General features: G+C 66.4%; 19 protein-coding genes. 7 read left to right on the top strand and 12 right to left on the bottom strand.

Annotated elements, in window-relative coordinates:
* Positions 1 to 148: 148 nt before the first annotated feature.
* Positions 149 to 1972 (top strand): glutamine--fructose-6-phosphate transaminase (isomerizing), encoded by a 1824-nt coding sequence (gene glmS, locus WC729_RS10230; protein WP_372852236.1) that lies wholly within the window; start codon positions 149 to 151, stop codon positions 1970 to 1972.
* A gap of 155 nt (positions 1973 to 2127) precedes the next feature.
* On the opposite strand, the gene WC729_RS10225 is transcribed toward glmS, so the two are convergent.
* The gene (locus WC729_RS10225) at positions 2128 to 3012 is read right to left on the bottom strand and encodes a PhzF family phenazine biosynthesis protein (RefSeq protein ID WP_372852233.1); all 885 of its coding nucleotides are present in this window, start codon (positions 3010 to 3012) and stop codon (positions 2128 to 2130) included.
* Between the two features lie 133 nt (positions 3013 to 3145).
* On the opposite strand from WC729_RS10225, the gene WC729_RS10220 reads away from it, so the two are divergent.
* Both WC729_RS10220 and WC729_RS10215 read left to right on the top strand, forming a co-directional pair.
* On the top strand, positions 3146 to 4132 hold the full coding sequence (locus WC729_RS10220; RefSeq protein WP_372852231.1) for an alpha/beta fold hydrolase: 987 nt from the start codon (positions 3146 to 3148) through the stop codon (positions 4130 to 4132).
* Positions 4129 to 5718, top strand: a complete 1590-nt coding sequence (locus tag WC729_RS10215) for an FAD-binding oxidoreductase (protein ID WP_372852229.1) — start codon at positions 4129 to 4131, stop codon at positions 5716 to 5718. Before WC729_RS10220 ends, WC729_RS10215 begins: the two co-directional genes overlap by 4 nt.
* Here the strand turns inward: WC729_RS10215 and WC729_RS10210 are convergent.
* The 10 genes from WC729_RS10210 to WC729_RS10165 all read right to left on the bottom strand — a co-directional run bounded on the left by WC729_RS10210 (position 5693) and on the right by WC729_RS10165 (position 14659).
* Positions 5693 to 6004: a hypothetical protein gene (locus tag WC729_RS10210; protein ID WP_372852227.1), complete on the bottom strand. Its 312-nt coding sequence runs from the start codon at positions 6002 to 6004 to the stop codon at positions 5693 to 5695. The two genes, WC729_RS10215 and WC729_RS10210, sit on opposite strands and share 26 nt — an antisense overlap.
* 129 nt (positions 6005 to 6133) lie before the next feature.
* Complete coding sequence (locus WC729_RS10205; RefSeq protein WP_372852225.1) at positions 6134 to 7210, bottom strand: hypothetical protein; 1077 nt, start codon at positions 7208 to 7210, stop codon at positions 6134 to 6136.
* Complete coding sequence (locus tag WC729_RS10200; protein WP_372852223.1) at positions 7207 to 7623, bottom strand: DUF4383 domain-containing protein; 417 nt, start codon at positions 7621 to 7623, stop codon at positions 7207 to 7209. The genes WC729_RS10205 and WC729_RS10200 overlap by 4 nt, the downstream gene beginning before the upstream one ends.
* 189 nt (positions 7624 to 7812) lie before the next feature.
* Entirely contained in the window at positions 7813 to 8622 is an 810-nt protein-coding gene (locus WC729_RS10195) for an NADPH-dependent oxidoreductase (RefSeq protein WP_372852221.1), read from the bottom strand.
* Positions 8619 to 9983: an LLM class flavin-dependent oxidoreductase gene (locus tag WC729_RS10190; RefSeq protein ID WP_372852219.1), complete on the bottom strand. Its 1365-nt coding sequence runs from the start codon at positions 9981 to 9983 to the stop codon at positions 8619 to 8621. The genes WC729_RS10195 and WC729_RS10190 overlap by 4 nt, the downstream gene beginning before the upstream one ends.
* Positions 9980 to 10726 carry an ABC transporter ATP-binding protein gene (locus tag WC729_RS10185; RefSeq protein ID WP_372852217.1) on the bottom strand — a complete coding sequence of 249 codons (747 nt, stop codon included), beginning with the start codon at positions 10724 to 10726 and terminating at the stop codon, positions 9980 to 9982. The genes WC729_RS10190 and WC729_RS10185 overlap by 4 nt, the downstream gene beginning before the upstream one ends.
* Positions 10723 to 11583 (bottom strand): ABC transporter permease, encoded by an 861-nt coding sequence (locus WC729_RS10180; protein WP_372852215.1) that lies wholly within the window; start codon positions 11581 to 11583, stop codon positions 10723 to 10725. The genes WC729_RS10185 and WC729_RS10180 overlap by 4 nt, the downstream gene beginning before the upstream one ends.
* An 11-nt stretch (positions 11584 to 11594) precedes the next feature.
* Positions 11595 to 12698, bottom strand: a complete 1104-nt coding sequence (locus WC729_RS10175; RefSeq protein ID WP_372852213.1) for an ABC transporter substrate-binding protein — start codon at positions 12696 to 12698, stop codon at positions 11595 to 11597.
* Positions 12698 to 13675: a TauD/TfdA dioxygenase family protein gene (locus tag WC729_RS10170; RefSeq protein ID WP_372852211.1), complete on the bottom strand. Its 978-nt coding sequence runs from the start codon at positions 13673 to 13675 to the stop codon at positions 12698 to 12700. Before WC729_RS10170 ends, WC729_RS10175 begins: the two co-directional genes overlap by 1 nt.
* Positions 13676 to 13699: 24 nt before the next feature.
* The gene (locus WC729_RS10165) at positions 13700 to 14659 is read right to left on the bottom strand and encodes an aldo/keto reductase (protein ID WP_372852209.1); all 960 of its coding nucleotides are present in this window, start codon (positions 14657 to 14659) and stop codon (positions 13700 to 13702) included.
* Positions 14660 to 15120: 461 nt separating this feature from the next.
* Here WC729_RS10165 and WC729_RS10160 point away from each other — a divergent pair, with 461 nt between their 5' ends.
* A complete protein-coding gene (locus WC729_RS10160; RefSeq protein ID WP_372852207.1) occupies positions 15121 to 17478 on the top strand; it encodes a TonB-dependent receptor in 2358 nt (785 codons plus the stop codon).
* 74 nt (positions 17479 to 17552) lie between these two features.
* Here the strand turns inward: WC729_RS10160 and WC729_RS10155 are convergent, their stop codons facing one another.
* Positions 17553 to 20120, bottom strand: a complete 2568-nt coding sequence (locus WC729_RS10155) for a TonB-dependent receptor (protein WP_372852205.1) — start codon at positions 20118 to 20120, stop codon at positions 17553 to 17555.
* Between the two features lie 117 nt (positions 20121 to 20237).
* On the opposite strand from WC729_RS10155, the gene WC729_RS10150 reads away from it, so the two are divergent.
* The 3 genes from WC729_RS10150 (at position 20238) to WC729_RS10140 (ending at position 24991) form a co-directional block, all read left to right on the top strand.
* Positions 20238 to 21149 (top strand): ROK family protein, encoded by a 912-nt coding sequence (locus tag WC729_RS10150; protein WP_372852203.1) that lies wholly within the window; start codon positions 20238 to 20240, stop codon positions 21147 to 21149.
* Positions 21150 to 21215: 66 nt separating this feature from the next.
* On the top strand, positions 21216 to 23123 hold the full coding sequence (locus WC729_RS10145; protein ID WP_372852201.1) for a putative bifunctional diguanylate cyclase/phosphodiesterase: 1908 nt from the start codon (positions 21216 to 21218) through the stop codon (positions 23121 to 23123).
* The gene (locus WC729_RS10140; RefSeq protein ID WP_372852199.1) at positions 23123 to 24991 is read left to right on the top strand and encodes a CHASE4 domain-containing protein; all 1869 of its coding nucleotides are present in this window, start codon (positions 23123 to 23125) and stop codon (positions 24989 to 24991) included. Before WC729_RS10145 ends, WC729_RS10140 begins: the two co-directional genes overlap by 1 nt.
* The last annotated feature ends 6 nt before the right edge of the window (positions 24992 to 24997 follow it).

The following is a 24997-nucleotide window of genomic DNA, read 5'->3' as shown; positions in this document are numbered from 1 at the left end:
CTCCCTGAAAGGGAGGGGTCGGGGGTGGGTAGCGAGCGAAGCGAGCCTTCCACCCTCACCGTAAAAGCGGCGGTGGAGGCATCGAGCCTCCACCGCCGCTGACCCACCCCCAGCCCCTCCCTGAAAGGGAGGGGGGAGATTTTGAGTTATGTGCGGCATCGTTGGAATTCTCGGCAAAGGCCCCGTCGCGGATCGGCTGCTCGACGGCCTGAAGCGCCTCGAATATCGCGGCTATGACTCAGCCGGCATCTGCACCGTGCATGACGGCGCGTTCGACCGCCGCCGCGCGCCGGGCAAGCTGCTCAACCTCGCCGCCGAGCTGGCCAAGGATCCGCTCCCCGGCGATAGCGGCATCGCGCATACCCGCTGGGCGACGCACGGCGCGCCGACGGTCGACAACGCCCATCCGCACATCGTCGGTGATGTGGTGCTGGTCCACAACGGCATCATCGAGAATTTCAAGCCGCTGCGGGACGAGCTGATTGCCGAGGGCCGCGAGTTCCAGAGCCAGACCGATACCGAAGTCGTCGCGCATCTGATCGACCGCGAGCTGAGCCGCGGCTTCGCCCCGCGCGAAGCGGTGGCGAATGTGCTGCCGCGGCTTCACGGCGCCTTTGCGCTGGGCGTGATGTTCAAGTCGGAGCCCGATCTCCTGATCGGCGCCCGGCTCGGCGCGCCGCTGACCGTGGGCTATGGTGACGGCGAGAATTATCTCGGCTCCGACGCGCTCGCGCTGGCGCCGATGACTCAGCGCATCGCCTATCTCGACGAAGGCGACTGGGCGGTGATCAGGCGCGAGGGCGTGCGGGTCTATGACCGCGACAACAACCCGGTCACGCGGCCAATCGTCAACTCGGGCGCCTCAGGCCAGTTGATGGACAAGGGCAACCACCGCCACTTCATGCTCAAGGAGATCTACGAGCAGCCAGTGGTCGTGGCGCAGACGCTGCGCTCCTATCTCCGCCCGCTCGAGGAAATGGTCGCGCTACCCGACATGGAATTCGATCTCGGATCGGTCGAGCGCGTCGCGATCGTCGCGTGCGGCACCGCATCCTATGTCGGCATGATCGGCAAATACTGGATCGAGCAGTTCGCTCGCCTGCAGGTCGAAGTCGATGTCGCGTCGGAGTTCCGCTACCGCGATCCGGTCCTCACCCCCAACATGCTCGGCATCGTCATTTCGCAGAGCGGCGAGACAGCCGACACGCTTGCAGCGCTCCGCCACATGAAGGCGGCGGGGCTGACGACCGCGGGGATCATCAACGTGCCGACCAGCTCGATGGCGCGCGAGGTCGACCTGTTGCTGCCGACTCATGCCGGGCCGGAGATCGGCGTCGCCTCGACCAAGGCCTTTACCTGCCAGCTTGCGGTGATGGCTGCGCTGGCGATCAACCTCGCCCGCGCCAAGGGCAAGCTCACCCATGAGGCGGAGCGCGAGATCGTTGCCCATCTGCGTGCCGTGCCCGAGGCGATGAGTCACGCGCTGTCGCATGACGAGGAGATCGCGGCGATGGCGCCGAAGATCGCGGTGGCGCGCGACGTGCTCTATCTCGGCCGCGGCCCGGATTATCCGATGGCGCTCGAGGGAGCGCTGAAACTCAAGGAAATCAGCTACATCCACGCGGAAGGTTATGCGTCGGGTGAGATGAAGCATGGGCCGATCGCGCTGATCGACGATCAGGTCCCGCTGATTGTCATCGCGCCGTCAGGCCCGCTGTTCGACAAGACGGTGAGCAACATGCAGGAAGCCCAGGCGCGCGGCGCGCAGGTGGTGCTGATCTCCGACGCGGACGGCATCGCCCAGGCCGGCGAGAACACCATCGCGACGATCGAGATGCCCAAGGTCCACCCGCTGATCGCGCCGCTCGTCTATGCCGTGCCGGTGCAGCTGCTGGCGTACCATGTGGCGGTGGCCAAGGGCACGGATGTGGATCAGCCGCGCAACCTGGCGAAGTCGGTGACGGTCGAATAGTCGCCGGCAACCTTACTTTCTTCCCCGGCGAAGGCCGGGGCCCAGTTGGGATGGCCCAGGTAAGACAGCGCAACACTTGGCCAAGGTTCGTTGCGTAACTGGGCCCCGGCCTTCGCCGGGGAAGGTAGAAGAAGTCGTCGGATAGCTGCGGCCGGTTACAGCGACACCTTGCCGGTGAACACGCTGACGCAGCGGCCGCCGACGCTGGCGCGAATGCCATCGTCCGTGCGCCAGGCGCGGACCGCGAGCCGGCTTTCGCGGCCCATCTCGACTCCCTGTATGGCCTCATAGGCGAGCGTCTCCTCGCCGGAGAGCGACAGCCTGAGCGCCGCCAGCGTTGCATTGGCGCTGCCCGTCGCCGGGTCTTCCCACGTGCCTGCCAGCGGCGCGAACATCCGTGCACGGACACCCGAGATGGTCGGAGCATAAACGAAGATCGACAGCCGCCCGCCGAGATCGGGCATGCCGTCCGCGAGGCGCCGATAGGCGGCGATATTCGGTGTCGCGGAGGTGAGCGCGTCGGGCTTGACCGCAACAACGACGAAGTTGACTCCCACACTCGCCCGGATCGGGGTGTGCTCGGCCAGCACGATCGCTTCGGTCGGCACCGAAAGGCAGGCGGCTATCTCGGCGGGGGGTAGCTCGCCCTGGAGGCTCAGCGGCTGCGGCGCGTCGATCTCCGCCCCGATCACCGCGCCTGCCTCTTCTGTCAGACGAACTTCGACCAGCCCTGCGATCTCCTCGAAGCGCAGAGTCCTGCCCTGTGCGAGCCCGAGCTGGGCCAGCACGAAGGCCGTCCCGACATTGGGGTGCCCGGCAAAGGGCATCTCCGAAGTGCGGTTGAAGATGCGGACCTGCGCATCGTTTGCCGGATCAGCGGGCGGCAGGACGAAGGAGGTCTCGCTATAGTTCATCTCAGCGGACAGCGCCTGCATGGTCGCGGTATCGAGGCCGGCCGCGGCGGGGAACACCGCCAGCGGATTGCCGCCGAAGCGGCGTTCCGTGAACACGTCCACGGTGTAATATTCATAGTCCGCCATGGGAAAATACCCCTTTGCCGCCGCCGGTGAAGCGGGCGCTAGCCGGATTTCTCGACCTTGTCGCGGCCGTACACGCTCTGTCGGATCGACAAAATCAGCGAAAGTTTAACCGATAAGCCTATAGTGCCGCCCGATGACCGGGGGGATCAGTATCGGCGGCGCCTGGCGCTTCTTCTGGCGGCTAGCGCTCGGGCTGGTCGTGCTGATCGTCGTCCTGCTGCTCCTGTTCCGTGTTGCCGCCGCCTTTCGGGAACGGAGCGAGGCAGTGCCGGCCACCTCCACCCTCGTTGCGACACCGCTCGGCCGCGTCGCGGTCGCGCTGTCGGGGCCGGTCGCCGGTACGCCGGTGATGCTGATCCCGGGCACCGCGGGCTGGAGCGGCTTCTGGCGCGACGTGTCGAGCCATCTCGCCGGGCGCGGCTACCGCGTGATCGCGGTCGATCTCCCGCCCTTCGGCTATTCCGACCGCGACCCGCAGCTGCGCTACGACCGGGCTGCGCAGGCGCAACGTCTCGCCGCTGTCCTGAAGGCCCTCGCGCCCAATCGCCCGGCGATCGTCGTCGCGCACAGCTTCGGCGCGGGCGCGGCGACCGAGCTGGCATTGCGCACACCGGGACAAATAGGGCGGCTGGTGCTGGTCGATGCCGCGCTGGGCATCCTCGATCCGCCGGGCGCTCCCGCCTCGGGCGGCCTGATCCATCAGCCGATCGTCATGCAACCCGCCATCGCCGCTTCGCTCACCAACCCCTGGGCGCTGCCGGCGCTGATGCGATCGCTGCTCGCGCGCAAGGATGCGGCGGATCCCTGGATCGAGACGATCCGTCAGCCGATGCGCCGGACCGGCTCGACCGCTGCCTATGCCGCCTGGGCGCCGGCCTTGTTCTCGACCAATGACGGCGGTTGGAGCTGGCGGAGCGACAAGCTCGCCGCGATGAAACCGCCGGTAGCGATCATCTGGGGCGAGGCCGACACCGTCACCCCGATCGCCCAGGGTGAGCAGCTCGCCAGGATCCTGCATGCGCCGCTCCAGCGCCTGCCCGGTATCGGGCATATCCCGCATATCGAGGATCCGGCGCATTTCCTGCCCGCGCTGGACCGCGCCATCGAGGAACGACCATGAAACGCAAGAAGCTGCTGATCACTGTCTCGGTGATCGCGCTCATCGCGGCGAGCGCGACGATCTACGCGCTGCCGCTCGCCGCCGATCCGGTCGGCGCCAAGGATTGCGGCGACATCCTGCCCCCGCTGCCCGCGCTAAAGGGCCGTGCGGCGAGCGTGCCCGAACCGCATTGGGCGCAGCGCGGCGGCACCGTCAACGACGCAAGCTGCCTTAGCCGCACGCCCGTTGCCGGCGTAGTCGCGGTGCGCAGCGAACAGGATGTCGCCGGCGCGATTGCCTATGCCCGCGCGCACGGCCTCACCATCTCGCCCGCCGGGATGAAGCACAGCATGGGCGGCCACGCCTTCCGCAGGGGCGGGGTGGTGCTCGACATGAAGGGCCTGAGCGCCATCGTGCTCGACGCGGCGAAGCAGACCGTCACCGTCGGTTCCGGCGCGACCTGGCACGATATCCAGAAGGCGATCCACCCGCGCTTCGCGGTCAAGGCGATGCAGTCGACCGACATCTTCACCGTCGGCGGCTCGATCTCGGTCAATGCGCATGGCATGGATCACCGCGCCGGCGCGGTGATGCGCTCGATCCGCAGCCTGCGCGTGATGCTGGCCGACGGGCGCATCGTCGCGGCGTCGCGCACCGAGAATCCCGATCTCTTCAATCATATCGTCGGCGGTTACGGCCTGTTCGGCGTGCTGCTCTCGGCCGAGCTCGATGTAGTGCCCAACGACGTCTACCGTTCCGAACGCGCGATGATCGACTATCGCGATTTCCCGAAGACCTTCGCCGCGCTCGAGGCCAATCCCGCGGTCGGGCTGACCTATACGCATCTCTCCACCGCGCCCGGTTCGCTGCTGCGTGAGGCGCTGGTCTACAGCTATCGCAAGGTACCGGAAGATCAGGGCCTGACGCGCGCGCCGCTGACCGAAGTCAGCTCGACCAAGCTGCGGCGCCTCACCGTCAACCTCGCCAAACGCAACGACTTCTTCGCGTCGGCCAAATGGTGGTCGGAAAAGCATATCGAGCACCGGCTCGAAACCTGCACCATCACCCGCGCCCAGGCGATGAAGGACGGGGAGGCGTGCCTCGTCTCGCGCAACGATCCGATGCACGACAGCGTTGCCTATCTGCGCAACGCCTTGCCGGCCGAGACTGACATCCTCCACGAATATTTCATCCCGCGCGACCGGATCGTGCCCTTCATCGATGCAATGCGCACGCTGTTCCAGCAACAGCACGCGAACCTGGTCAACGCCTCGATCCGCGCGGTCGATACCGAGAGCAACGCGCTCAGCTATGCACCCGCACCCGCCTTCTCGATCGTGCTCTATCTCAACCAGAAGACTGATGCCGAAGGCACGAAGGCGATGGCGAAGCTGACCAGCGACCTGATCGACCTGACCGTGAAGGAGGGCGGGCGCTTTTTCCTGCCCTATCAGCTCCACTACACGCCGGAGCAGCTCAAGCGCTCCTATCCGCAGATCGGCGACTTCTTCGCGGAGAAACGGCGCTGGGATCCCGACGGCCTGTTCAGCAACAGCTGGTATGCCCGTTACGCCCCGGCCTTCAGCGCGCCCGTGTCGAAGAGCTGAAACAGCCCGCGCCGATCCGTCCCTCGATCACCAGCCGCGCGCCGTTGCGGTAAAGCGCGGCGACGAAGCCGGGCTTGTCGGACCGGGCCAGGGTCGCGCCATCCCGTACTTCCACCACCGTCCCGCCCGCCGCCGCAATGGCGCGCAACGCCCGTGTCCGATCGCCGACCACGGCCACCTGCCGTGCCGGCCCGACAAAGGGCATTGCGAGCATGATCGCCGTCCAGCCGCCCAGCACCAGCGCGACGCGCGTAGTGATGCGGAGCAGGGTTTTGGGTGTGGTCACAACCACATCGTCATGCCGGACTTGTTCCGGGATCCACCGTTCCGCATACTCGTCGCGGCCTTGGTTTGCGGTACGGTGGACCCCGGAACAAGTCCGGGGTGACGGAAATTCGGTTGGTCGAGGTCGGCCCTAATAATCATAGATATGCTCGACCGCCCCGCCGCGCGCCTTCACCGCCCGCAGCAACGCGAGCAGCTTCGGCACCTTGGTCGAGATACCATAGCGTCTCCAGCCGGGCCGGTCGGCCAGCGATTGGGAGATCAACACCGTTCCATCTTCCGCTCTGGGCGCGGCAGCGTCCGGGGCGAGAGTCGTGACCAGGATGTCGTCATTCCCGGAAATCTCGACGATCTCCACCGGCGACGCGGCCAGCTTGCCCAGCAGATCGGTGAACTGCGCATAACGCGGCGCCTCGACCACCGTCAGCCCGCCCGCCGTGCGGGTCGGTTTCAACCGAGGATCGATCGCCTGGATTACCGCCGGCGAGCCCTTCGCAACGAACCACAGCTTCGGTGCCGCCGGGTCCATCGTCGCGCCCGCGGCCGATCCGATCAGCTTCGCATAGCCCGCTTTCACGCCATATTCGGCACTCAAGGCAAACCGCCGTTCGACATGCCGCAACCGGTTCTTGCTGTCCGCCGTCCGCCATTCGCCGCTGAACGCCTTGCCGAACGGGAACATGTACCAGGGCGTCTCATGCATGAACTGGCCATATTCGCGCTGCACGGCGGCGGCGTAGCGGTCGTCGGCGCTCTGCCAGCCGCCGGTCCATTCGAAGAACCGCCCGATCAGCCGCTCATACGCCGCCTTGACCAGCATCTCGACTGAATAGCTGATCCCGATCGTGTAGATCATCATCTTGGCGTCGCCCGCATCGCCGCCCGCCGTCGCGCGGTTGAGCGCACAATAGCTCGACCAGAAACCGCCGATATCGCCGCCAAAGGCATAGCCGCTCGGCCGCTGCGCCGCGGTCAAATGCCGGCCATAGCTCTCCGCTGAATAGACGATGTGCCATTCGGGATAGGTCAGAAAGGTCCGGGCCTCGGGCCGGCGCTCGGCGGGCCGAAGGATCGGCTTGTACGGCGCGCCCGGGTCGAACCCGGCGATCGGCGAGCGGCAGCCGACCTCGATATAGGCCATCGGGATCAGGATCGTCGCGGCCAGCACGCAGCCGGCCCCGATCGCGATCTTCCAGCGCCGTTTCATGAAGCCGCGGCTGGCTGCCGCGCGAGGACATAGCCCGTGTAGATCGCGAAGCCGCCGATCAGCAGATGCGGCAGGTTGGCGAAGAACCGGATCGTCAACGACAGGTCGAGCGGCCCGTAGAGGAAGATGCCCCCGTCGAGATAGCCGCTGCCGGTGATCAGTCCGAGCACCCCGTCGAGGAAATAGAGCGGCCCGAACAGCCGGAAATAACCGCGCGATGCCCGGTAGGAGAGCCAGGCGGCAACGCCGGCCCAGATGCCCGAGGCGAGATGCAGGCTGTCGTCATAGAGATCGAGCTTGAACAGCCCGAACAGATTGCCGTCCGCATCATGGAATCCGGGCACATAGCCGATCGCGACCACGGCGATGAAGCCGGCGAAATAGCCCCAGGCAATCTTGCGTACTCGATCCATCGCGTCCTCCCCGGTTGAACCGGAGGCATCCTGCCGCGAACTCCTTACCAAAGCGACAGTGAAATCCGCGACTTGCAAGCACGGGGTGACTAGGGTCGTTTTCCGTTACCGCTGTCGACCATATTCGCGACGCCGTCCTTCTCTCCCACTGGAGAGGAAAAAGGCAGCGCATGTCGATTTAGATCCGCCCTAACGCAGTTCGAATCCCAGGTCGCCCAGCACGGTCCGCAGCACATGCCTCCCCGCCATTGAGGCCGGCCCGCGTGTCCGTTCCCCGGCGAGCTCGGTCCAGCCGCGCTCTGCCATTCCCTGTTCGCGCTGGAAGGCGCGCAACCTGTCGTCATAGGCCTGCGCACCGTCATGCTGCCGGTCGGTCCAGGCATAGGTTTCGTGGAACAGCACGGACGATTGGGGCAGGCGCGGCTTGATCGAGGCCGGACGGTCCGGATCGGGCTTGCCGACGACCAGGCCGAACAGCGGGAACATTCGCGGTGGCAAGTCGAGTTCCGCCGCAACCTCCGCCGGTCGGTTGCGGATGCCGCCGATATAGACCGAGCCCAGCCCGAGCGACTCCAGCGCGACAACCGCATTTTGCGCCGCCAGCGAGGTATCGACCGATCCGAGCAGGAAGGTCTCGGTATAGTCGAGCGCCTCCGCCGGCACGCCGCGCGAGGTCGCCAATTGAGTCAGCCGGTCGAAATCGATCAGCCAGACGAGCAGCAACGGCGCCTCGAGGATGTGCTTCTGCGATCCCGCCAGTTTCGCCAGCCGCGCCTTGCGCTCGGGGTCCTGCACCGCGACCACGCTCCACACCTGCAGGTTGGAGGAGGACGCAGCCGATTGCGCCGCAGCGACCAGCGTTTCGATCGTTCCCTCGGGCAGCGGATCGGGCAGATAGGCCCGCACCGACCGGTGCTCGATCAGCAGGTCGATCGCGGGGTTGCGGTGGATCGCGGCGCTGTCGTCATGGCGATAGCGCGCCTGAAGGGCCTCGCTCACGACGCCTCCGCCACGGCAGGGACGCGGCCCGCGAAACTGTTCTCCGGGCGCCTCAGCCCCAGATTCTCGCGCAAGGTCTTGCCTTCATAGCCCTCGCGGAACAGCCCGCGCCGCTGCAGGATCGGCACCACCTGGTCGACAAAATCGGTCAGGCCGGTCGGCAGGATCGGCGGCATCACGTTGAAGCCGTCGGCCGCGCCGGTCTCGAACCAGGTCTGGATCAGGTCGGCGACCTGCTCGGGCGTGCCGACCGTGGTCAGATGCCCGCGCGCGGTCGAGACCTGGCGGTAGAGCTGGCGCAGGGTCGGCCGCTCGCGCTCGACCAGGTCGGAGACCAGCTTGAGGCGGCTCTTGCTGCCATTGGTGTCGCCCGGCAGCGGCGGCGCGACATCGTCCAGCGTGTAGCTGGACAGGTCGACACCCTGATAATGCCGGTTCAAAATACCCCAGGCGACCGCCGGGTGCACCAGCGACTGCAGCTCCTCATATTTCGCCTGCGCCTCCGCCTCGGTGCCGCCCAGCACGGCGAAGATGCCCGGCATCACCAGCAGATCCTCGCGCCGCCGGCCATATTTGCCGAGCCGCGCCTTCACATCGCCGTAAAATTCCTGCGCATCCTCCAGCAGCAGATTGGCGGTGAAGATCACCTCCGCCGTCCGCGCCGCCAGCTCGCGCCCGGGCTCGGACGCGCCGGCCTGCACGATCACGGGATAACCCTGTGGCGGCCGCGCGATATTGAGCGGCCCGCGCACCTGGAAATGCTCGCCCTTGTGGCCGAGCACATGGAATTTGTCGGTGTCGAGGAACACGCCCGCCGCGCGATCGCGCACGAACGCATCGTCCTCGTAACTGTCCCACAGACCCTTCACCACATCGATATATTCCTCGGCGCGCTCATAGCGCTTCGAATGCTCGAGATGCTCGGTCCGGCTGAAATTGGCCGATACATCGGCGCCGGTGGTGACGACGTTCCACGCCGCGCGTCCGCCGGTGACCCAGTCGAGCGAGGCGAATTTGCGCGCGGTCGTATAGGGGTCCTCATAGGTGGTGGTGGAGGTCGCGACGAAGCCGACGCGTTCGGTCACCTGCGCCAGCGCGGCCCAAAGCGTCACCGGCTCGAAATGCGCTGCCTTGGCGTTCTGGCGGAAGGTCGCCTCGTCGGTGAAATCGGCGTAGCCGCCCGGGCTGTCGGCGACGAACACCAGGTCGAACTTGCCACGCTCCGCGGTGCGCGCGAGGCCCTTGTAATGCTCCAGATTATGCCCCGCATCGGCGTCGGTATCGGGATGCAGCCACGCCGAGACATGATGGCCGGTCGCCTGGAGGAAGGCGCCGAGACGAAGCTTTCTGTCTGTGGTCATGCGGGAATCCTTTCGCTGCGGGCATAGGGAGAGGTGGCGGCATCGACCGCGACGCCGAGCAGGCCGAGAAGCTCGTGTTGAAGCGCTGCGGTCCGTTCGCGCCGGGCGATGCCGTCGGGGGGCAGGGCGACGCGGATATCGGCGACGATCTTGCCGTCGTCGAGCACGACCACCCGGTCGGCCAGCTCGATCGCTTCGTCGACGTCGTGCGTCACGAGCAGGACGGCGGGGTTATAGACCTCGGACAGGCGCCGGAGCAGCGCGTGCATGCGGATCCGGGTCAGCGCATCGAGCGCCCCGAACGGCTCGTCCGCCAGCAGCAGCGCCGGCCCGCGCACCAGCGACCGCGCCAGCGCCACGCGCTGTTGCTCGCCCCCGGAAAGCTCGTATGGCCAGCTGGTCTCGCGCCCGGCCAGCCCCACTTCGTCGAGCGCCTTCAGCCCCCGTTCGCGGCGGTCGGCACCGGTCAGCCCGAGCAGCACATTGTCGAGCACGCGCTTCCACGGCAGCAGCCGCGCATCCTGGAACACCACCGACAGCCGCTCCGGCACCAGGATCGTGCCGGTGCCCTCGGCCTCATGGTCGAGCCCGGCCAGCGCGCGCAGCAAAGTGCTCTTGCCCGATCCGCTGCGCCCGAGCAGCGCGACGAACTCGCCGGCGGCGATGTCGAGATCGATGCCTTCGAGCACGCCCTTCTTCGTGAAGCGGCGGACCAGCCCGCGGACCTGAACGACCGCGCTCACGACGCGAGCGTCCGGCGCCAGCGCAGCGCGCGCTGCTGGATCAGCCGCACCACCGCATCGGATGTCAGGCCGAGCAAGGCATAAACGACCAGCCCGACCAGCATGATGTCGGTCTGCGCATAGTTGCGCGCGAGGGTGATCATGTACCCGATCCCGCTCGTCGCATTGAGCTGCTCGACCACGACCAGCGCCAGCCAGGACGCCGTCACGCCGAAGCGCAGTCCGGTGAGCAGGCCCGGCAGCGCACCGGGCAGCACGACATGGCGGATGAAACCCCAGCGGCTCAGCTCGAGCGTCTCGGCAAGCTCGACCTGCTTCAGGTCGATCGCGCGGAGCGCCGTGTGAGTCTGGATATACACGGGCGCGAACACCGTGACGGCAATCACCGTCACCTTCATGCCTTCGCCGACGCCGAACCACAGTACCATGAACGGGATCAGCGCCAGCACCGGGATGCCGCGCTTCAACTGCACCAGCCCATCGATCACATAGCCGCCCAGCAGGGTCAGCCCGGACAGCAAGGCGAGCACCACCCCGACGGTGGTGCCGAAGACAAGACCCTGTGCCGCGCGCCAGGCCGACACCGCCAGATTGTCCTGCAGCCGGCCGTCGCGGATCAGCTCGATCGCCGTCTCGACGGCGGTCCACGGCGCCGGCAGCACCCGCGGGTCGAGCCAGCCGGTAGCCGATAGCACCGACCAGTAAAGCAGCAGCAATCCAGGCCCCAGCACCCAGCCCCAGGCGAGCGGCGCGCCGAGACCCAGCCGGCGCAGGCCCGGCTGCTGGCTCGGCGCGATTTGCGCGGGGGCGAAATGGCGGGGGCGCGCGACGACCAGTTGGGGGAAGGGAGCGTTCATGACACCTCCGGTCATTTGGAACTGGCGAGGGAAGGGGCCGCCCCGGTGAATCCACCTGCGGCAACGGCCTCGAATCGGCGGTCGAACAGCGTGCCGGCCTCGAAGCGGGGGTTGCCCAGCTCGGGCGCAAGGATATCGATCGACGCCTGCTGATACTGGATCGCATCCGCCCATTCGGCCGGGATATCGGGCTTGCCCGCTGCGGTGACGATCAGCCGCGCATCTTCCAGCTTCAGGCCCTGCTCGCCGACATAATAGCCGCGTGTCAGCTCCTCCGGATGGGCCTGGCGCCAGGCCCATGCCCGGCCCCACAAGGCCACGAATTGCTTCAGCGCAGCCGCCTTGGCGGGGTTTTCCAGCACGTCGACCGGCACATAGGCAAAGACCGGATCGTCGCGGAAATCGGGATGTTTCAGGACAGTCGCGCCGTCGTCGCCATATTTGCGCAGATAGCGTTCGGCGACGATGCCGCCGCCGATCGGCGCCATGTCGACCGCGTTGCTGGCCAAAGCGCTGGTATAGACGTCGCCGCCGATGCTCGACGGCAGCTCGACCAGCGTAACCTCGCTCTTGGCGATGCCCGCCGTCTTCAGGGTCTGGAGCACGATCTGCCCCTGCACCTGGCTCGGGCTGATCGCGATCCTCTTGCCGCGCAGGTCGGCGATCGTCCGGATATTCGCCTTGGGTGCGATGCCGAGCACGAAGGCCGGGTGATTCAGCGGATCGCGCCGATAGGCGGTGGCGACGATCCTGACCGGCAGGCCGACCCAGGTCGCGTGGATCGGCGGCACGTTCGCGCCGAGCCCGACATCGAGCGCCTTGGCGTGGAACGCCTCGGTCACATCGGGACCTCCGGTGATCTGGACCCATTTGATCGTGAAGTTCAGGTCCTTGTCCCAGCCATTATGCTGGACCACCCACTCCGTCACCGGATCGCCGACCGTCAGCACGGTGCCGTCCGGAATGGTGTCGGGCAGGGGTGCCGACAGTGCCAGCCCGCCCGCCGCTTTGGCCTGGCGGTTGGGGGCGAACAGCACCAGCAGGCCGATCGTGACCGCGACGAACGCGGCCAGAGCGATACCACCCCAGGGCTTCGATCTGGCCGCGGACGGCATCAGCCGAGCACGTTGAACAGCTCGCCTTCGAGCTGTTGCGAGACGAAGCCGTCGGGACCGCGGGCCTGTTCGCCCGCGACGGTGATGCGGCGTACCGCGCGCGCCAGGTCGAATTGCGCGTAATCGATCGGCCCGGCATGGGCGACTGCCTGGTTGTCCCACACCACCAGGGATTTCGGCCGCCAGTGGAAGCGCACCTGATATTCGGGCCGGGTCGCCTCGTAGAACAGCAGGTCGAGCAGCGCCTTGCTCTCCGGCTCCTTCAGCCCGACGATATGGCTGATCGTGCCGGGGTTGAGGAACAGCAGCTTCTCGCCGGTCTCGGGATGGATGCGGACCAGCGGATGGAGTGCCACGAACGGGCCCTTGCTGCGCCCATCGCGGCGCGGCTCGCGGGTGCCGCCGTCATAATCGGTGGTGCGGTGGACTGCCTGCAACCCGTCGATCAGGTTGCGGATCGGCGCGGACAGCCCCTCATAGGCCGCAATCAGATTGGTGAAGAGCGTGTCGCCGCCATAGGGCGGGATCTCGACGCCGTGCAGGATCGAATAGCGATTGGGGTTGGCGACGAAGGTGATGTCGATGTGCCAGCCCTTGTAATCCCGCGGCGGTTCGCGGCCGGGGGGCAGGGCGAAGTTGCGCTCGCGCCGGGTGCGATATTCGTCGACCGTGCGCTCCCAGATCTCGGGGTGATCCTCCAGCCCTTCGGCGATCGGGTGCGCCGGAGTCAGCGGGCCGAACGCGCGGCCGAATGTCTTCAACTGATCGTTGCTGATATCCTGGTCGCGGAAGAACACGACGCGCCAGTCGTGCAGCGCGCGCTGGATGTCGGCGGCGATTTCGGGCGTGATCGGCTCGCGCAGGTCGACGCCGGAAATCTCGGCGCCGATCGTCGGCGTCACTGCCTCGACGGTGATGTGGTCATAGGAGAAGCGGTCGCGGTTGGTATCGGGGCGAAGCGCAGTGATGGCGTTCATGATGGGGCTCCTTCGGCGGGTCGTTCAGGCGGCGATGGGCTCAGGCGGAACGAGCTTGAGCGCTTCGGCCGGGTAGCGGGCGCCAGTGGTTGCGCCGCGCGGGAAGGCCGCCTCCAGTGCCACGAGCGACTCTGAATCGAGCTCGAGATGATTGGCCGCCCAGTTGGACTCGAGATGGTTGATGTGGCGGGTGCCGGGGATCGGCACGACCTGCTTGGACAGCACCCATGCCAGGCTCACCTGGGCGACGCTTGCGCCGACCCGCTTGGCGACCTGCTCGATCGTCGCGCGGCGCAGGCTGTTCGCTGCGACCGCTTCGGGCTGGAAGCGCGGATGCTGGCGCCGGCGATCGTCGGGATCGCTCACCTCGGCACCGGCGAGGAAACCGCGGCCGAGCGGGCTATAGGCGACGAAGCCGATGCCCAGCTCGCGGATCGTCGGCAGGATCTCGACCTCGACGTCGCGGGTCCAGAGCGAATATTCGCTCTGCAGCGCGGTGAGCGGGTAGGTCGCATGAGCGCGCCGGATGCCCTCGGCTGATGCTTCGGACACGCCGACGCCGCCGATCTTGCCTTCTTCGACCAGCCGCCCGAGCTCGCCGATCGACTCCTCGATCGCGATATCGGGATCGACGCGGTGCAGATAATAGAGGTCGATATGGTCGAGGCCGAGCCGGGTGAGGCTCGCTTCGACGGCGGCCCGCGGCGTGACCGCCGGGACCGCAGCGCCACCGCCGTTGGGCCGGTGGACGAACTTGCTGGCGACCACCAGGCTGTCGCGGCGATCCTTGATCGCCTTGCCCAGCAGCTCCTCGTTATGCCCGGCGCCATAGCCGGTCGCCGTGTCGAAAAAGGTGATTCCCAAGTCGATCGCGCGGTGCAGCGTCTTGATCGAACTGGCGTCGTCGGCCTGCCCATAGGTGTGCGACAACCCCATCGCACCAAAGCCCTGTGGGCTGACGTCTAGCTTTCCAATGGATGGCATCTCTGGTCCCCGAACGAGTTGTTGAAGCCAAAGACTGCCTCGGAGCGGTCGATCGGCGAACGTAGGATATCTATCCTTTGAGGTAGAATCCATATCTAACTAATGGGAATTAGGAGGTGGAACCGTTTTCGGGCATGGACGTTCGCGCGCACCGTCTATCAATGGCCGGAGTTCCAGCTAACTTGTTATCCTGCAATGGATAAGTTCGTCGGCGGGGCGCTCCTGCGGAGCGACGAAACGAGGCGGCTTTAGAAAATCTTCGCGCCGCCGAAGAATCAATTCCCATTGACTCGATAGGAATTAGGAATCAGCCTTGGGCCTTCGATCTGGGCGGGTCGGGCCGTCCCGCGGCATGCGCATCGCATGGCGTCGAGAGACGGCCGGCCCCTTGCCGGGCCGCCTTTGGAGAGGGGCGGCCGCGACCGGTCGATCACGTGTTTACCGGGGCAAGGGAGGCCACCATGAAGACATTCCGCCAGTCACTTCTGCTGTCATCGATCATCGCGGGAATGGGGCTCGCCCAGCCGGCCTTCGCCCATGGCGCCGGACCGGAAGGGGAGGAGGCCATCGCAAAGGCGGGGGCAGCGGTAGCCGTTGCGGCGGCGGAACCCGATCCCGCCTCCACAACCCCCGATGAGGGCGCCGATGTCGTGGTCACGGCGCGCCGCACCTCGGAACGCGCCCAGGACGTGCCGATCGCCCTCTCGGTGGTCTCGGGCGAGACGCTCGAGCGCAAGGGCGGCTATACGCTCACTGACGTCCAGTTTCAGACGCCCAGCCTCACCGCCTATAATTCCAACCCGCGCAATTCCTCGATCGGCATTCGCGGCATCGGCGTTTCGTCGGCCTCGGACGGGCTCGATACGTCGGTCGGCGTCTATATCGACGGGGTCTATCTCGGCCGCCCCGGCATGGCGCTGTCCGACCTGATCGATGTCGACCGGGTCGAGGTGCTGCGCGGTCCGCAGGGGACCCTGTTTGGGCGCAACAACTCGGCCGGCGTGCTCAACATCACGACGCGAGGGCCTGAGTTCGAATTCAAGGGCACGGCGGAAATCTCCGGCGGCACGTATAATTACAACCAGGAACGCGTGAGCGTCACTGGCCCTATCATCAACGGGCTGCTCGCTTTCCGCGTCACCGGGTTCAACACCCACCGCGACGGCGTGCTCGACAATATCAAGACCGGAGTCGACGCCAACAGCGTCGGGCGCAGCGGCGCGCGTGTCCAGTTCCTGGCGACGCCCGCCAGCAACCTTACCTTGCGGCTGATCGGCGATTATTCGATCGAGGACGACACCTGCTGCGTCAGCGCGACCAAGCTGGTGCTGCCCGCAAGCCTCAGCGCGACCACCGCCCGCACGCTTCAGGCGCTCGCCGCGCTTGGCTATGTGCCGAAGCGGAGTCTCGACTACACCCAGAACAACTCGCTCCAGAACATGAAGACCGACCAGAAGGGCGTGTCGTTCCAGGCGGACTGGGATCTGGGGCCCGTCACGGTGACCTCGATCAGCGCCTGGCGTTACTGGCATTTCAACCCGCTTCAGGACAGCGACGGCACGCCGCTCGACGTCATCCAGGTCAACGTCGCCCAGACCGAGGACGACCAGTTTTCGCAGGAAGTCCGCATCGCTTCAAAGCCGGGACGATTCACCTGGCAAGTCGGCGGTTACCTGTTCCACCAGGTTCTGCGCGACCATTTCATCCTCAACCAGTTCGGCACCGACGCGAGCAATTTCTACACCACCTATGCCCGCCTCGCGAACCCGGCAGCGGCCGCGATCACCATCGCGCCAGGTTCGCAATATCTCGATGACGTCCGCACGACGGTCGACAGCGTCGCAGTGTTCGGACAGGCCAACTACTCGGTCACGGACGCGCTGACCCTCACCGCCGGCATCCGTTACACGCACGACAAGCGCTGGGGCCGGTCCGACACCTCGACGGTGGGCACGCCCAATCCCGCGACCTCGATTCCGTTTCACTACAACACCTCAGTGAGCGACGATAACGTGTCCTACCTCGCCAGCGTATCCTACAAGATCACGTCGGACGTGCTGCTCTACGGATCCTATTCCACCGGCTACAAGGGCTCTGGCCTGAACCTCAATGCGGCCGTCTCGGCGGGTACGCCGCTTGTTCTCGCGCCGGAGGAAGTGAAGAATTGGGAGCTCGGCCTGAAGACTCAGTTCTTCGACCGGCGCCTGACCTTCAACCTCAGCGCCTTCTCGACCGACCTGTCCGGGCTTCAGGCCAATATCGTGCCCACCAACGGCAACCGCTCCTATCTCGCCAATGTCGGCGACGTGCGGGCACGCGGCGTCGAGGTCGATGCGTCGCTCAAGGTCACCAACAATCTGACGATCGACGCCAACGGATCGTACAATGACGCCAAGTACAAAAGCTATGCCAATGCCCCATGCCCGGTGGGTGTCACCGGTGTGTGCGATCTCACCGGCAAACCGTTGTTCCAGGCGCCGAAATGGGTCGCGAATGCCTCGATCGACTATCACATCCAGCTCGGGAACGGTGCGCGCCCTTACGCGCTCGCTCAGTTCAGCTATCGCTCGAGCACCTTCGGCACCGCGGATGCCGGGCCCTATAGCCGGATCGACCCCTACGCCCTGTTCAACTTTCGCGTCGGCACGTCCTTCCGCGACGGGCAGTTCGACGTGTCGGCCTGGGTGAACAACGCGTTCGACAAGAAATACTTCCAGAACCTCTCGACCACGGCGATCGTCGGCACATCGCCCTTCGCTTATGCCGGCCAGCTCGGCACGCCGCGCACGGCGGGTGCCACCTTCCGGGTGAATTTCTGATTTGCTAAGTTATTGATAAATAAGGGCCGCTCTGTTGGAAATGTCAGTGACCCTACTGACATTTCCAACACGCCTCAGAAGAACAGCTTCCGGATGCTGATCCGCACGCTCCGCCCCAGCGGGTCGAGATAGTCCGGGTTGTAACTGACCGGGGTTATCCCGTTCGCATCGGTCACGCGCTGCTTGCCGTCGAAGATGTTGGTCACCCCGATCGTCAGGCGCGTGCCGCGCAGCCAGGGATGCTTCTTGATCAGGTCGAGCCGTTGGCCGAAATCGGCGAACAGCCTCAGGTCGAGCGTGCCGAGCCCCGAAAAGTCCAGCTGTTGCGGCGCAGCGGGCGTGCCGCCATTCACCTCGGTGCCGGTGCGGTAATTGCCCGACAGGCGGAAACCGATACCGTTGTTGGTATAGCCGGCCTGTGCCTCGAATTCGTGCCGCGACTGGCCGCCATTGCCGCCGGTCGCGTCGCCGTTCAGCAGGTCGAGCCGGGGCCCGCCATTCTGGACCAGTACTTCCTCCTTGAAGTGCCAGGTATGGTAGAGCGCGAAGTTCAGCCGCCCGCCGCCCTGGCCGCCGCCACCGAATCCGCCGCCACGCCCGCCAAAGCCGCCGCCGCGTCCACCAAAGCCGCCGCCCTGACGCGGGCCGCCATCGCCCGCGCCGGGCCCGCCGCCCGGCGGAGGACCGCCTTGCTGCCCGGCCGGCGTCTCGCCTGCCGGCGTGCCGCCGTTGCGCGCGCTCCCGTCGGGCGTGGCGTCCGCGCCGTCCCTGTTCCGTCGCCTGAAGCCGCCGGGCGGCTGCAGCCCCGCGAACGGGTTCGGCCCGGTGCCCGCGCGGAACGCCTCCAGCTCCTTCTGCACCTTCGACTTGATCGCCTTGGAGAAGTTGATCCCCCAGCGCAGCTGCGACCGGCTGCTCTCGGCGAAGTTGATCGGCCGCATGTCGATCCGGGTCAGCTGGCCCGACCCGTCGCGCTCGAAACGGCCCGGAAACGCCGCCTCGATCGCCGCCGTCGCGCTCGGGAAGCCGGTGATTGGGTTCTCGGTGCGGCTGGTGACGTAATTGGCGGTAAGGCTCAGGTCCTTTTGCGACCAGGGCTTCAGGGTCAGGCCGATCTTGGTCACATGATTGTTGCTGGCGAGCAGATTGGGGTTTCCACCGGTCAGCGTCGTGATGTCGACCGTCTCGCCCCGAACATAGTCGAACACGCGCACGTTCGGCGTCGTGATCACCGGATTGCCAAGCTGCTGCGCACTCGGCGCCTGCTCCTGGTCGGTATGCGAGACGATGAATCGGATCGCATCGACCGGGATCCAGTTCGCGCCATAGCCGAGCGTCTGCATTGTGCCGAAGTCGGAAAGATGGTCCTCGGCGATGTTGAAATTGGCCGAGAGCTTGCCGAGGAAGGGCAGGAAGCCATTGGTCTTGCTGGCGATCGGGATGTCGATATTGACCTGCCCGTTGACTGTGTCGCGCGAGACCGATCCGGTCTGGTTCCCGGTGATACGATAGGACCGCGTGTCGAACCCGCTGGTATCGGCGCCCAGCTTGATGCTGGTCGAAACATCGCCCGCCGGCAGCTTGAACAACGGGCCGTTGAACAGCGCGTCGAGCCCCGCGTCGTTCGAGATGCCATAGGCGCGGTTGGCCGCGCGCGCGCTGATCCCGCCGGTGCCGGAAATGTCGACGCCCGTCTCGCTGAAGGTCTTGGTGTCGCTGCGATCGTAATTTCCCGTCACCGACCAGCGCCATTTCGGGCTGATCGAGCCGTTCAAGGTGGTGCCGAGATGCGCGGTCAATGTGGAATTGCGCTGCTGCAGCGGCAATACGCCGTTGAGTGCCGGATCGGTCACGCCGTCCGGCAAGCCGTTGGTGCGGGTGCCGTCGGTATATTCCACCCGGCCGTTGATCGTCGCGGAGATCTTGCCGATCGGTCGCGCATAGATGGTGTTGGCCGTGAAATCCCGGCTCGAGCCGAGCAGGCTGCGATAGGGATCCGGATCGATGATATCGCGCTCGTTCTCGGTCAGCGCCGACTGCGCTTCATATCCGAGGTGCAGGTTGAAGCGCCCGTCGCCGCGGATGTGGAGCAGGTCGAGCTCGCCTTCGGCATCGTTGCGCCCGCCCGCGGTCGGGACCCGATCCGCCAGCTCCACCGTGGTCGCGCGGAAGCGGCGGCGCAGGACGATGTTCACCACCTTCTGGTCGGCGCGGTAACCGTATTTGAGCGAGACTTCCTCGGGCAGGATATCGACCCGCGCGATCGCCTCGGTCGGGATGTCGCGGATTTCGGAGAAGCCGGAGATGCGCTTGCCGTTGAGCAGCACCACCGGCGCGCCGCCGCTGCCGCGTCCGCTGGTCGTCTGCGGGGCCAGTTCGTTGAGCAGGTCGGATACCGAGCTCACGCCGTACGAGCGGATGTCCGCCGGGCCGAGCTGCTCCTCGGGCTGGATGTCGCCGATCACTGCGCCGGGCAGGTTGCGCTGCCCGCGCACGATGACGTCCGGCTCCTCCACATCGGCCTGGTCGTCGGTCTGCGCCGTCGGCGCGGCGGCTGGCGCAGCGCTCGTCGCTTCCTGGGCCGCCGCCAGGGCCGGGGCGCTGGCCGAGGCCAACAGGAACAGGATGCCGATACGCCGCATGGTTACTCCAACTCGAATCACCGTCGGAGCCCTAGACTCCATTTGTCGCAAGAATGTGCCGATCGGCGCATTGACGTACGATTGACAGTATTCGGGCGCGGGGCGGATAGCATCGGCATGACCAGTCCCCTGATCGCCGGCATCGAACTCGGCGGAACCAAGTGCATCTGCATCCTCGGCTCCGGCCCGGACGATATCCGCGAGGAAGTCCGCATCCCGACCACCAATCCGGAGGAAACGCTCGCAGCGGTCGAGGCAGTGCTTGGCCGCTGGTCGGGTTACCAGGCGCTCGGCATCGCCAGCTTCGGCCCGGTCTCGATCGATCCGGAGGCGGCGAATTACGGCTTCATCACGGCGACGACCAAGGCAGGCTGGTCGAACACCGATGTCGGCCGCCGGCTTGCCAGCCACGCCGATGTGCCGCTTGGCTTCAACAGCGACGTCGCCGGCGCCGCGTTGGGCGAGGGGCGCTGGGGTGCCGCGCAGGACGTTGGCGACCATGCCTATGTCACCGTCGGCACCGGGATCGGCATCGGCCTGGTCATGGGCGGCGACCCGACTAACGGCCTCACGCACCCCGAACTCGGCCATATCCGGCCGGTGCGCCTGGCCGGAGACGACTGGGCCGGCGCCTGCCCCTTTCACGGCGCCTGCCTCGAAGGCCTTGCCTCAGGCCCGGCGATCAAGGCCCGGGCGGGCAAGCCGGCGGAGCAGCTCGCCGAGGACGATCCGGTATGGGACGGTGTCGCCCATGCGCTGGCGCAGCTCGCACACACGCTGGTGCTCACCGGCATCCCGCGCCGCATCGTGATGGGCGGCGGGGTGATGACCGGCACGCCGCATCTCTTCCCGCGAATCCGCGAGAAGCTGGTCGCGAGCCTGGGCGGCTATGTCGCCGCGCCGGGTCTCGATCCGGTCGAGGACTATGTCGTCCCGGCTGCACTCGGCAACCATGCGGGGCCGCTCGGCGCGATCGAACTCGGCATCCGGGCGCTTCGTCCCGTCGCAACGTCGTTTACACGGCTTTAACCGCGTCCGGTTACGCCGTGGCAAGGGGCAGACGCGCCCTCAATGATTAACCACGGCGGTGTTTCCATGCGCATTCTGATCGTCGACGACGAACCTGCGATGCATGATTCCTACAGGCGCAGCTTCGCGCCGATAGGGAATGCCGATGCTGGTGCCCTCGATGCGATGGCAGCGGAACTGTTCGGCGACGATGACGACGCTCCGGCAGAGCCCGGCACTGCGATGGATTTCGCGCTCACGCACGCCATGCAGGGCCTCGCCGGCGTCGCTGCGATCGAAAAGGCGATCGCCGATGGCGATCCCTTCGCCGTCGCCTTCATCGACGTGCGCATGCCGCCCGGCATCGACGGCAAGGAAACCGCCACCCGCATCCGTGCGCTCGATCCCGACATCAACCTGGTGATGGTCACCGGTTATTCCGATTTCTCGCCGATCGAGATCAGCAAGGCCGCCGGTCCTGCCGACAAGATCTTCTACATCGCCAAGCCGTTCGAGGTCGCCGAGGTGACTCAGATGGCGTCGGCGCTGTCGCATCGCTGGCAGCTCGACCGCGAACTGGCCGCGACTCGCGCCGCGCTCGCCGAAAAGATCGTGATCCTCGAAGAGCAGGGCCTGGAGCTCGCCGCGAACGAGAGCAAGGCGGTCCATATCGCCAATCACGATTCGCTGACCGAGGCGCCTAACCGTCTCGCCTTCCTGCGCACGCTGGCCGAAAAGACTCGCGGCAATGAAAGCTTCGCCACCGCGATGGTCGATCTCGACCGGTTCAAGCTGGTCAACGATACGCTCGGCCATCTCGCCGGCGACGACCTGATCCGCCAGATTTGCGTCGTGCTGCAGGATGCTATGCCCGACGGCGGTATGGTCGCGCGGCTGGGCGGCGACGAATTCGGTCTGTTGTTCGAATCGCCCGGCGAGCAGGCCGCCTGCATGGTGGTCGAGCGGCTGATCAAATTGTGCTCCGCCAGCTTCAAGATCTTCGGCCATTCGGTCCAGTGCGGCGCCTCTGCCGGCTTCGTCTATGTCGAGGCAGGCCAGAAGCATGATCCGGTCGACGTGATGCGCCGCGCCGATCTCGCGCTCAACGCCGCCAAGCAGGCCGGCCGCGGCGTGGTCCGCACCTTCGACGATACGATGGACGAATCGATCCGCTTCCGCCGCCGCATCGAGGGCGGTCTCAGCAAGTCGATCGAGAAGGGCGAGCTCAACCTCGTCTATCAGCCGATCGTCGCCCGCGACGGGCTCGAGGTCGTCGGCTTCGAGGCCCTGCTGCGCTGGGATACCGAGGAATTCGGACCGGTCAGCCCGTCGATGTTCATCCCGATCGCCGAGGAATCGAACCTGATCCATGAGCTCGGCACCTGGGTGCTGTGCGAGGCGGTCAAGGAGCTGAAGGACTGGCCCGGCCAGTACGTCTCGGTCAATTTCTCGCCGCGCCAGTTTCGCCGGCACAATTTCATCGGCCATGTGCTGGAATGCGTCCAGCGCGCTGGCGTCGAACCCAACCGCGTCCAGATCGAGATTACCGAAACGGCGATCTTCGACGATGCGGACCGGGCGGCCGATACGCTGTACCGCCTGCGCCAGATGGGCTTCCGCATCGCGCTCGACGATTTCGGTACTGGCTATTCGAGCCTCTACAACATCCGCAAGTTCGCGCTCGATTGCCTGAAGATCGACCGCAGCTTCATCGATGGCATGGGCCGCGAGCGCGAAAGCGCGGCGATCGTCCATTCGATCATCCATCTCGGCCGCGCGCTGGGGCTGGGCGTGATTGCGGAAGGTGTCGAGACCGAAGCCCAGGTCATGGCGCTCCGCGCTGCCGGTGCGTCACACCTCCAGGGCTTTTATTTCTCGCGCCCGGTGGCGGCCGACGCGGCGCGCGAGATGGCCCTGGCACGCTTCATCCCTGATCCGTCGGGGCTCGAGGAAGAATATCTCGAACCGGAACTGGGTAACGGGACTCACGGCTGATGTCCCCTGTTCTCCGTGCCCTTGGCGGCCGGATCGGGGCGTTTCGCAATCCAAGCTCGCTTGGCGCAAAGCTGGTCCTGATCCTGACCGCAGTGGGGCTGATCGGCTCCGCCGCGATCACCTTGCTGCTCGCCAGCGTCATCGTGCCCAGCTTCAACCAGCTCGAATCCCGGTCGGTCGATGCGCATGTCGAACGCACCCGCGCGGCGCTGGGCGAATATGCGTCCAAGGTCGAAAGCGCCGTGCGCGACTATGGCGACTGGAATTCCAGCTACGATTATATGGCGAACCAGACCGAGGCGTTCGAGCAGGAATCCTTCTCGCCCCTCGCCATGGCGAATCTCGGCGTCAACGGCATGGCCTATGTCGCGAGGGACGGTCGCATCGTCATCGCCCGCTGGCGCGATGGTGAGAAGGACGATTCCGGCATGCGCGCGGCGCTGATCGCGCAGATTCGCGAGATCGATTTCCGCAAGGCCCTCGGCTCCCGCAATTCGGCGAGCTTCTTCGTGCGGCTCGGCCCCGTCGTCTCGGCCGTCGGCGTTGCGCAGGTTCGCCGCAGCGACGGCAGCGGAACCCCGCGCGGCTATGTGTTGATGGCGCGCCGCATCACGTCGCAACAGCTTTCCGGCCTGCTTCAGCTCACCGCCGGGCTCGATCTCGCCAACGTCACCGATACGAACCTGATCACCCCCAGCCGGGAGACGATGCGCATCGCGGTGCCGATCCTCGGCCCGGCCGGTCACGCCGTGGCGAGCGCTGCCTTCACCGTGCCGCGCGACGTATCGGTGCTCGGCCGGCGCATGCTGATCCTCGCGGTGGCGGGTTCGACGATCCTGCTGCTCGTCGTGCTCCTCATGCTGCGCCGAATGATCGGCCGGCTGGTGCTGCGCCCGCTGCGCCGCGTGGAGAATCATATGCAGGTCGTCCGGGCTTCGGGCGCGCTCGGCCTGCTGCCCGACGAGGCCGCGCGCCAGGATGAGATCGGCTCGCTCGGCCGCAGCTTCAACGCGATGCTCCGCCAGCTGAAGGATCTGCGCGAGCAGCTCGAGGTGCAGAGCTTCGCGCTCGGCCGCAGCGAGAGCGCCGTCGCGGTGATGCACAATGTCCGCAACGCGCTCAACCCGATCAGCACGATCCTCAGCCAGGGCATCGCCCAGCCGGCGCCGATGGATCGCGGCACGCTCGATCGTGCCGTCGCCGAGCTGGCGAAGGACGACATTCCTCCGGCCCGGCGCGCCAAGCTCGTGGCCTTCGTCGCCGCGGCAGTCGAGGCCGAGGCGAAGGACCGCGAGGAACGCCGCCGCCAGCTCCAGGTCGGCCGCGAAGCGATGAGCCATGTGCTCGAGATCATCGGCGAGCAGCAGCATGCCGCCAACGGCCGGCCCGAGCTGGAACCGTGCGACGTAACCGAGATCATCGCCAGGAACGCCACGATCGCACGCTATTCGGGCGAATTGTCGATTGCCTTCAGTTTCCCCGCGCGCCCCTATCGTGTGATGGGCAGCCGCGTGATCCTCAGCCAGGTGATTGGCAATCTCTTCGCCAATGCAGCCGAGGCGATCGGCGCCATGGAACTGGGCGGCGGCACCATCGGGGTGACGATCGAGGAAGGGAACGGCCAGACCGTCATCGCCATTCGCGACGATGGCGAGGGCTTTGCGATCGACCGCGCGCCGACTTTGTTTCAGCGCGGCTTCTCGACCCGCAAGGACAAGTCCGGCGGGTTCGGCCTGCACTGGTGCGCGAATTCCATGACCGCGATGCAGGGTTCGCTCAGGCTGGAGAGCGAAGGCGAGGGCAGGGGTGCCGTCGCGGTGCTGACCCTCGCGACGGCGGTGGCCGAGCAGCAGGAGCTAGCCGCCTGACGCCGG

Origin of the sequence: Sphingomonas sp., from assembly GCF_041661825.1 — a bacterium.
GTDB lineage: Bacteria > Pseudomonadota > Alphaproteobacteria > Sphingomonadales > Sphingomonadaceae > Sphingomonas.
Note: the sequence above shows the minus strand (reverse complement) of the source record. Positions and strands in the feature narration are given on the sequence as shown.

Bases quoted from the DNA above. Each gene is read 5' to 3' on its own strand.
- WC729_RS10140 (WP_372852199.1), top strand. From the start codon at position 23,123: ATGTCCCCTGTTCTCCGTGCCCTTGGCGGCCGGATCGGGGCGTTTCGC.
- WC729_RS10190 (WP_372852219.1), bottom strand. From the start codon at position 9,983: ATGACCACAGACAGAAAGCTTCGTCTCGGCGCCTTCCTCCAGGCGACC.
- WC729_RS10145 (WP_372852201.1), top strand. From the start codon at position 21,216: ATGCGCATTCTGATCGTCGACGACGAACCTGCGATGCATGATTCCTAC.
- WC729_RS10220 (WP_372852231.1), top strand. From the start codon at position 3,146: ATGACCGGGGGGATCAGTATCGGCGGCGCCTGGCGCTTCTTCTGGCGG.
- WC729_RS10175 (WP_372852213.1), bottom strand. From the start codon at position 12,698: ATGCCGTCCGCGGCCAGATCGAAGCCCTGGGGTGGTATCGCTCTGGCC.
- WC729_RS10155 (WP_372852205.1), bottom strand. From the start codon at position 20,120: ATGCGGCGTATCGGCATCCTGTTCCTGTTGGCCTCGGCCAGCGCCCCG.
- WC729_RS10150 (WP_372852203.1), top strand. From the start codon at position 20,238: ATGACCAGTCCCCTGATCGCCGGCATCGAACTCGGCGGAACCAAGTGC.
- WC729_RS10160 (WP_372852207.1), top strand. From the start codon at position 15,121: ATGAAGACATTCCGCCAGTCACTTCTGCTGTCATCGATCATCGCGGGA.
- WC729_RS10165 (WP_372852209.1), bottom strand. From the start codon at position 14,659: ATGCCATCCATTGGAAAGCTAGACGTCAGCCCACAGGGCTTTGGTGCG.
- WC729_RS10205 (WP_372852225.1), bottom strand. From the start codon at position 7,210: ATGAAACGGCGCTGGAAGATCGCGATCGGGGCCGGCTGCGTGCTGGCC.
- WC729_RS10225 (WP_372852233.1), bottom strand. From the start codon at position 3,012: ATGGCGGACTATGAATATTACACCGTGGACGTGTTCACGGAACGCCGC.
- WC729_RS10200 (WP_372852223.1), bottom strand. From the start codon at position 7,623: ATGGATCGAGTACGCAAGATTGCCTGGGGCTATTTCGCCGGCTTCATC.
- WC729_RS10215 (WP_372852229.1), top strand. From the start codon at position 4,129: ATGAAACGCAAGAAGCTGCTGATCACTGTCTCGGTGATCGCGCTCATC.
- glmS (WP_372852236.1), top strand. From the start codon at position 149: ATGTGCGGCATCGTTGGAATTCTCGGCAAAGGCCCCGTCGCGGATCGG.
- WC729_RS10180 (WP_372852215.1), bottom strand. From the start codon at position 11,583: ATGAACGCTCCCTTCCCCCAACTGGTCGTCGCGCGCCCCCGCCATTTC.
- WC729_RS10170 (WP_372852211.1), bottom strand. From the start codon at position 13,675: ATGAACGCCATCACTGCGCTTCGCCCCGATACCAACCGCGACCGCTTC.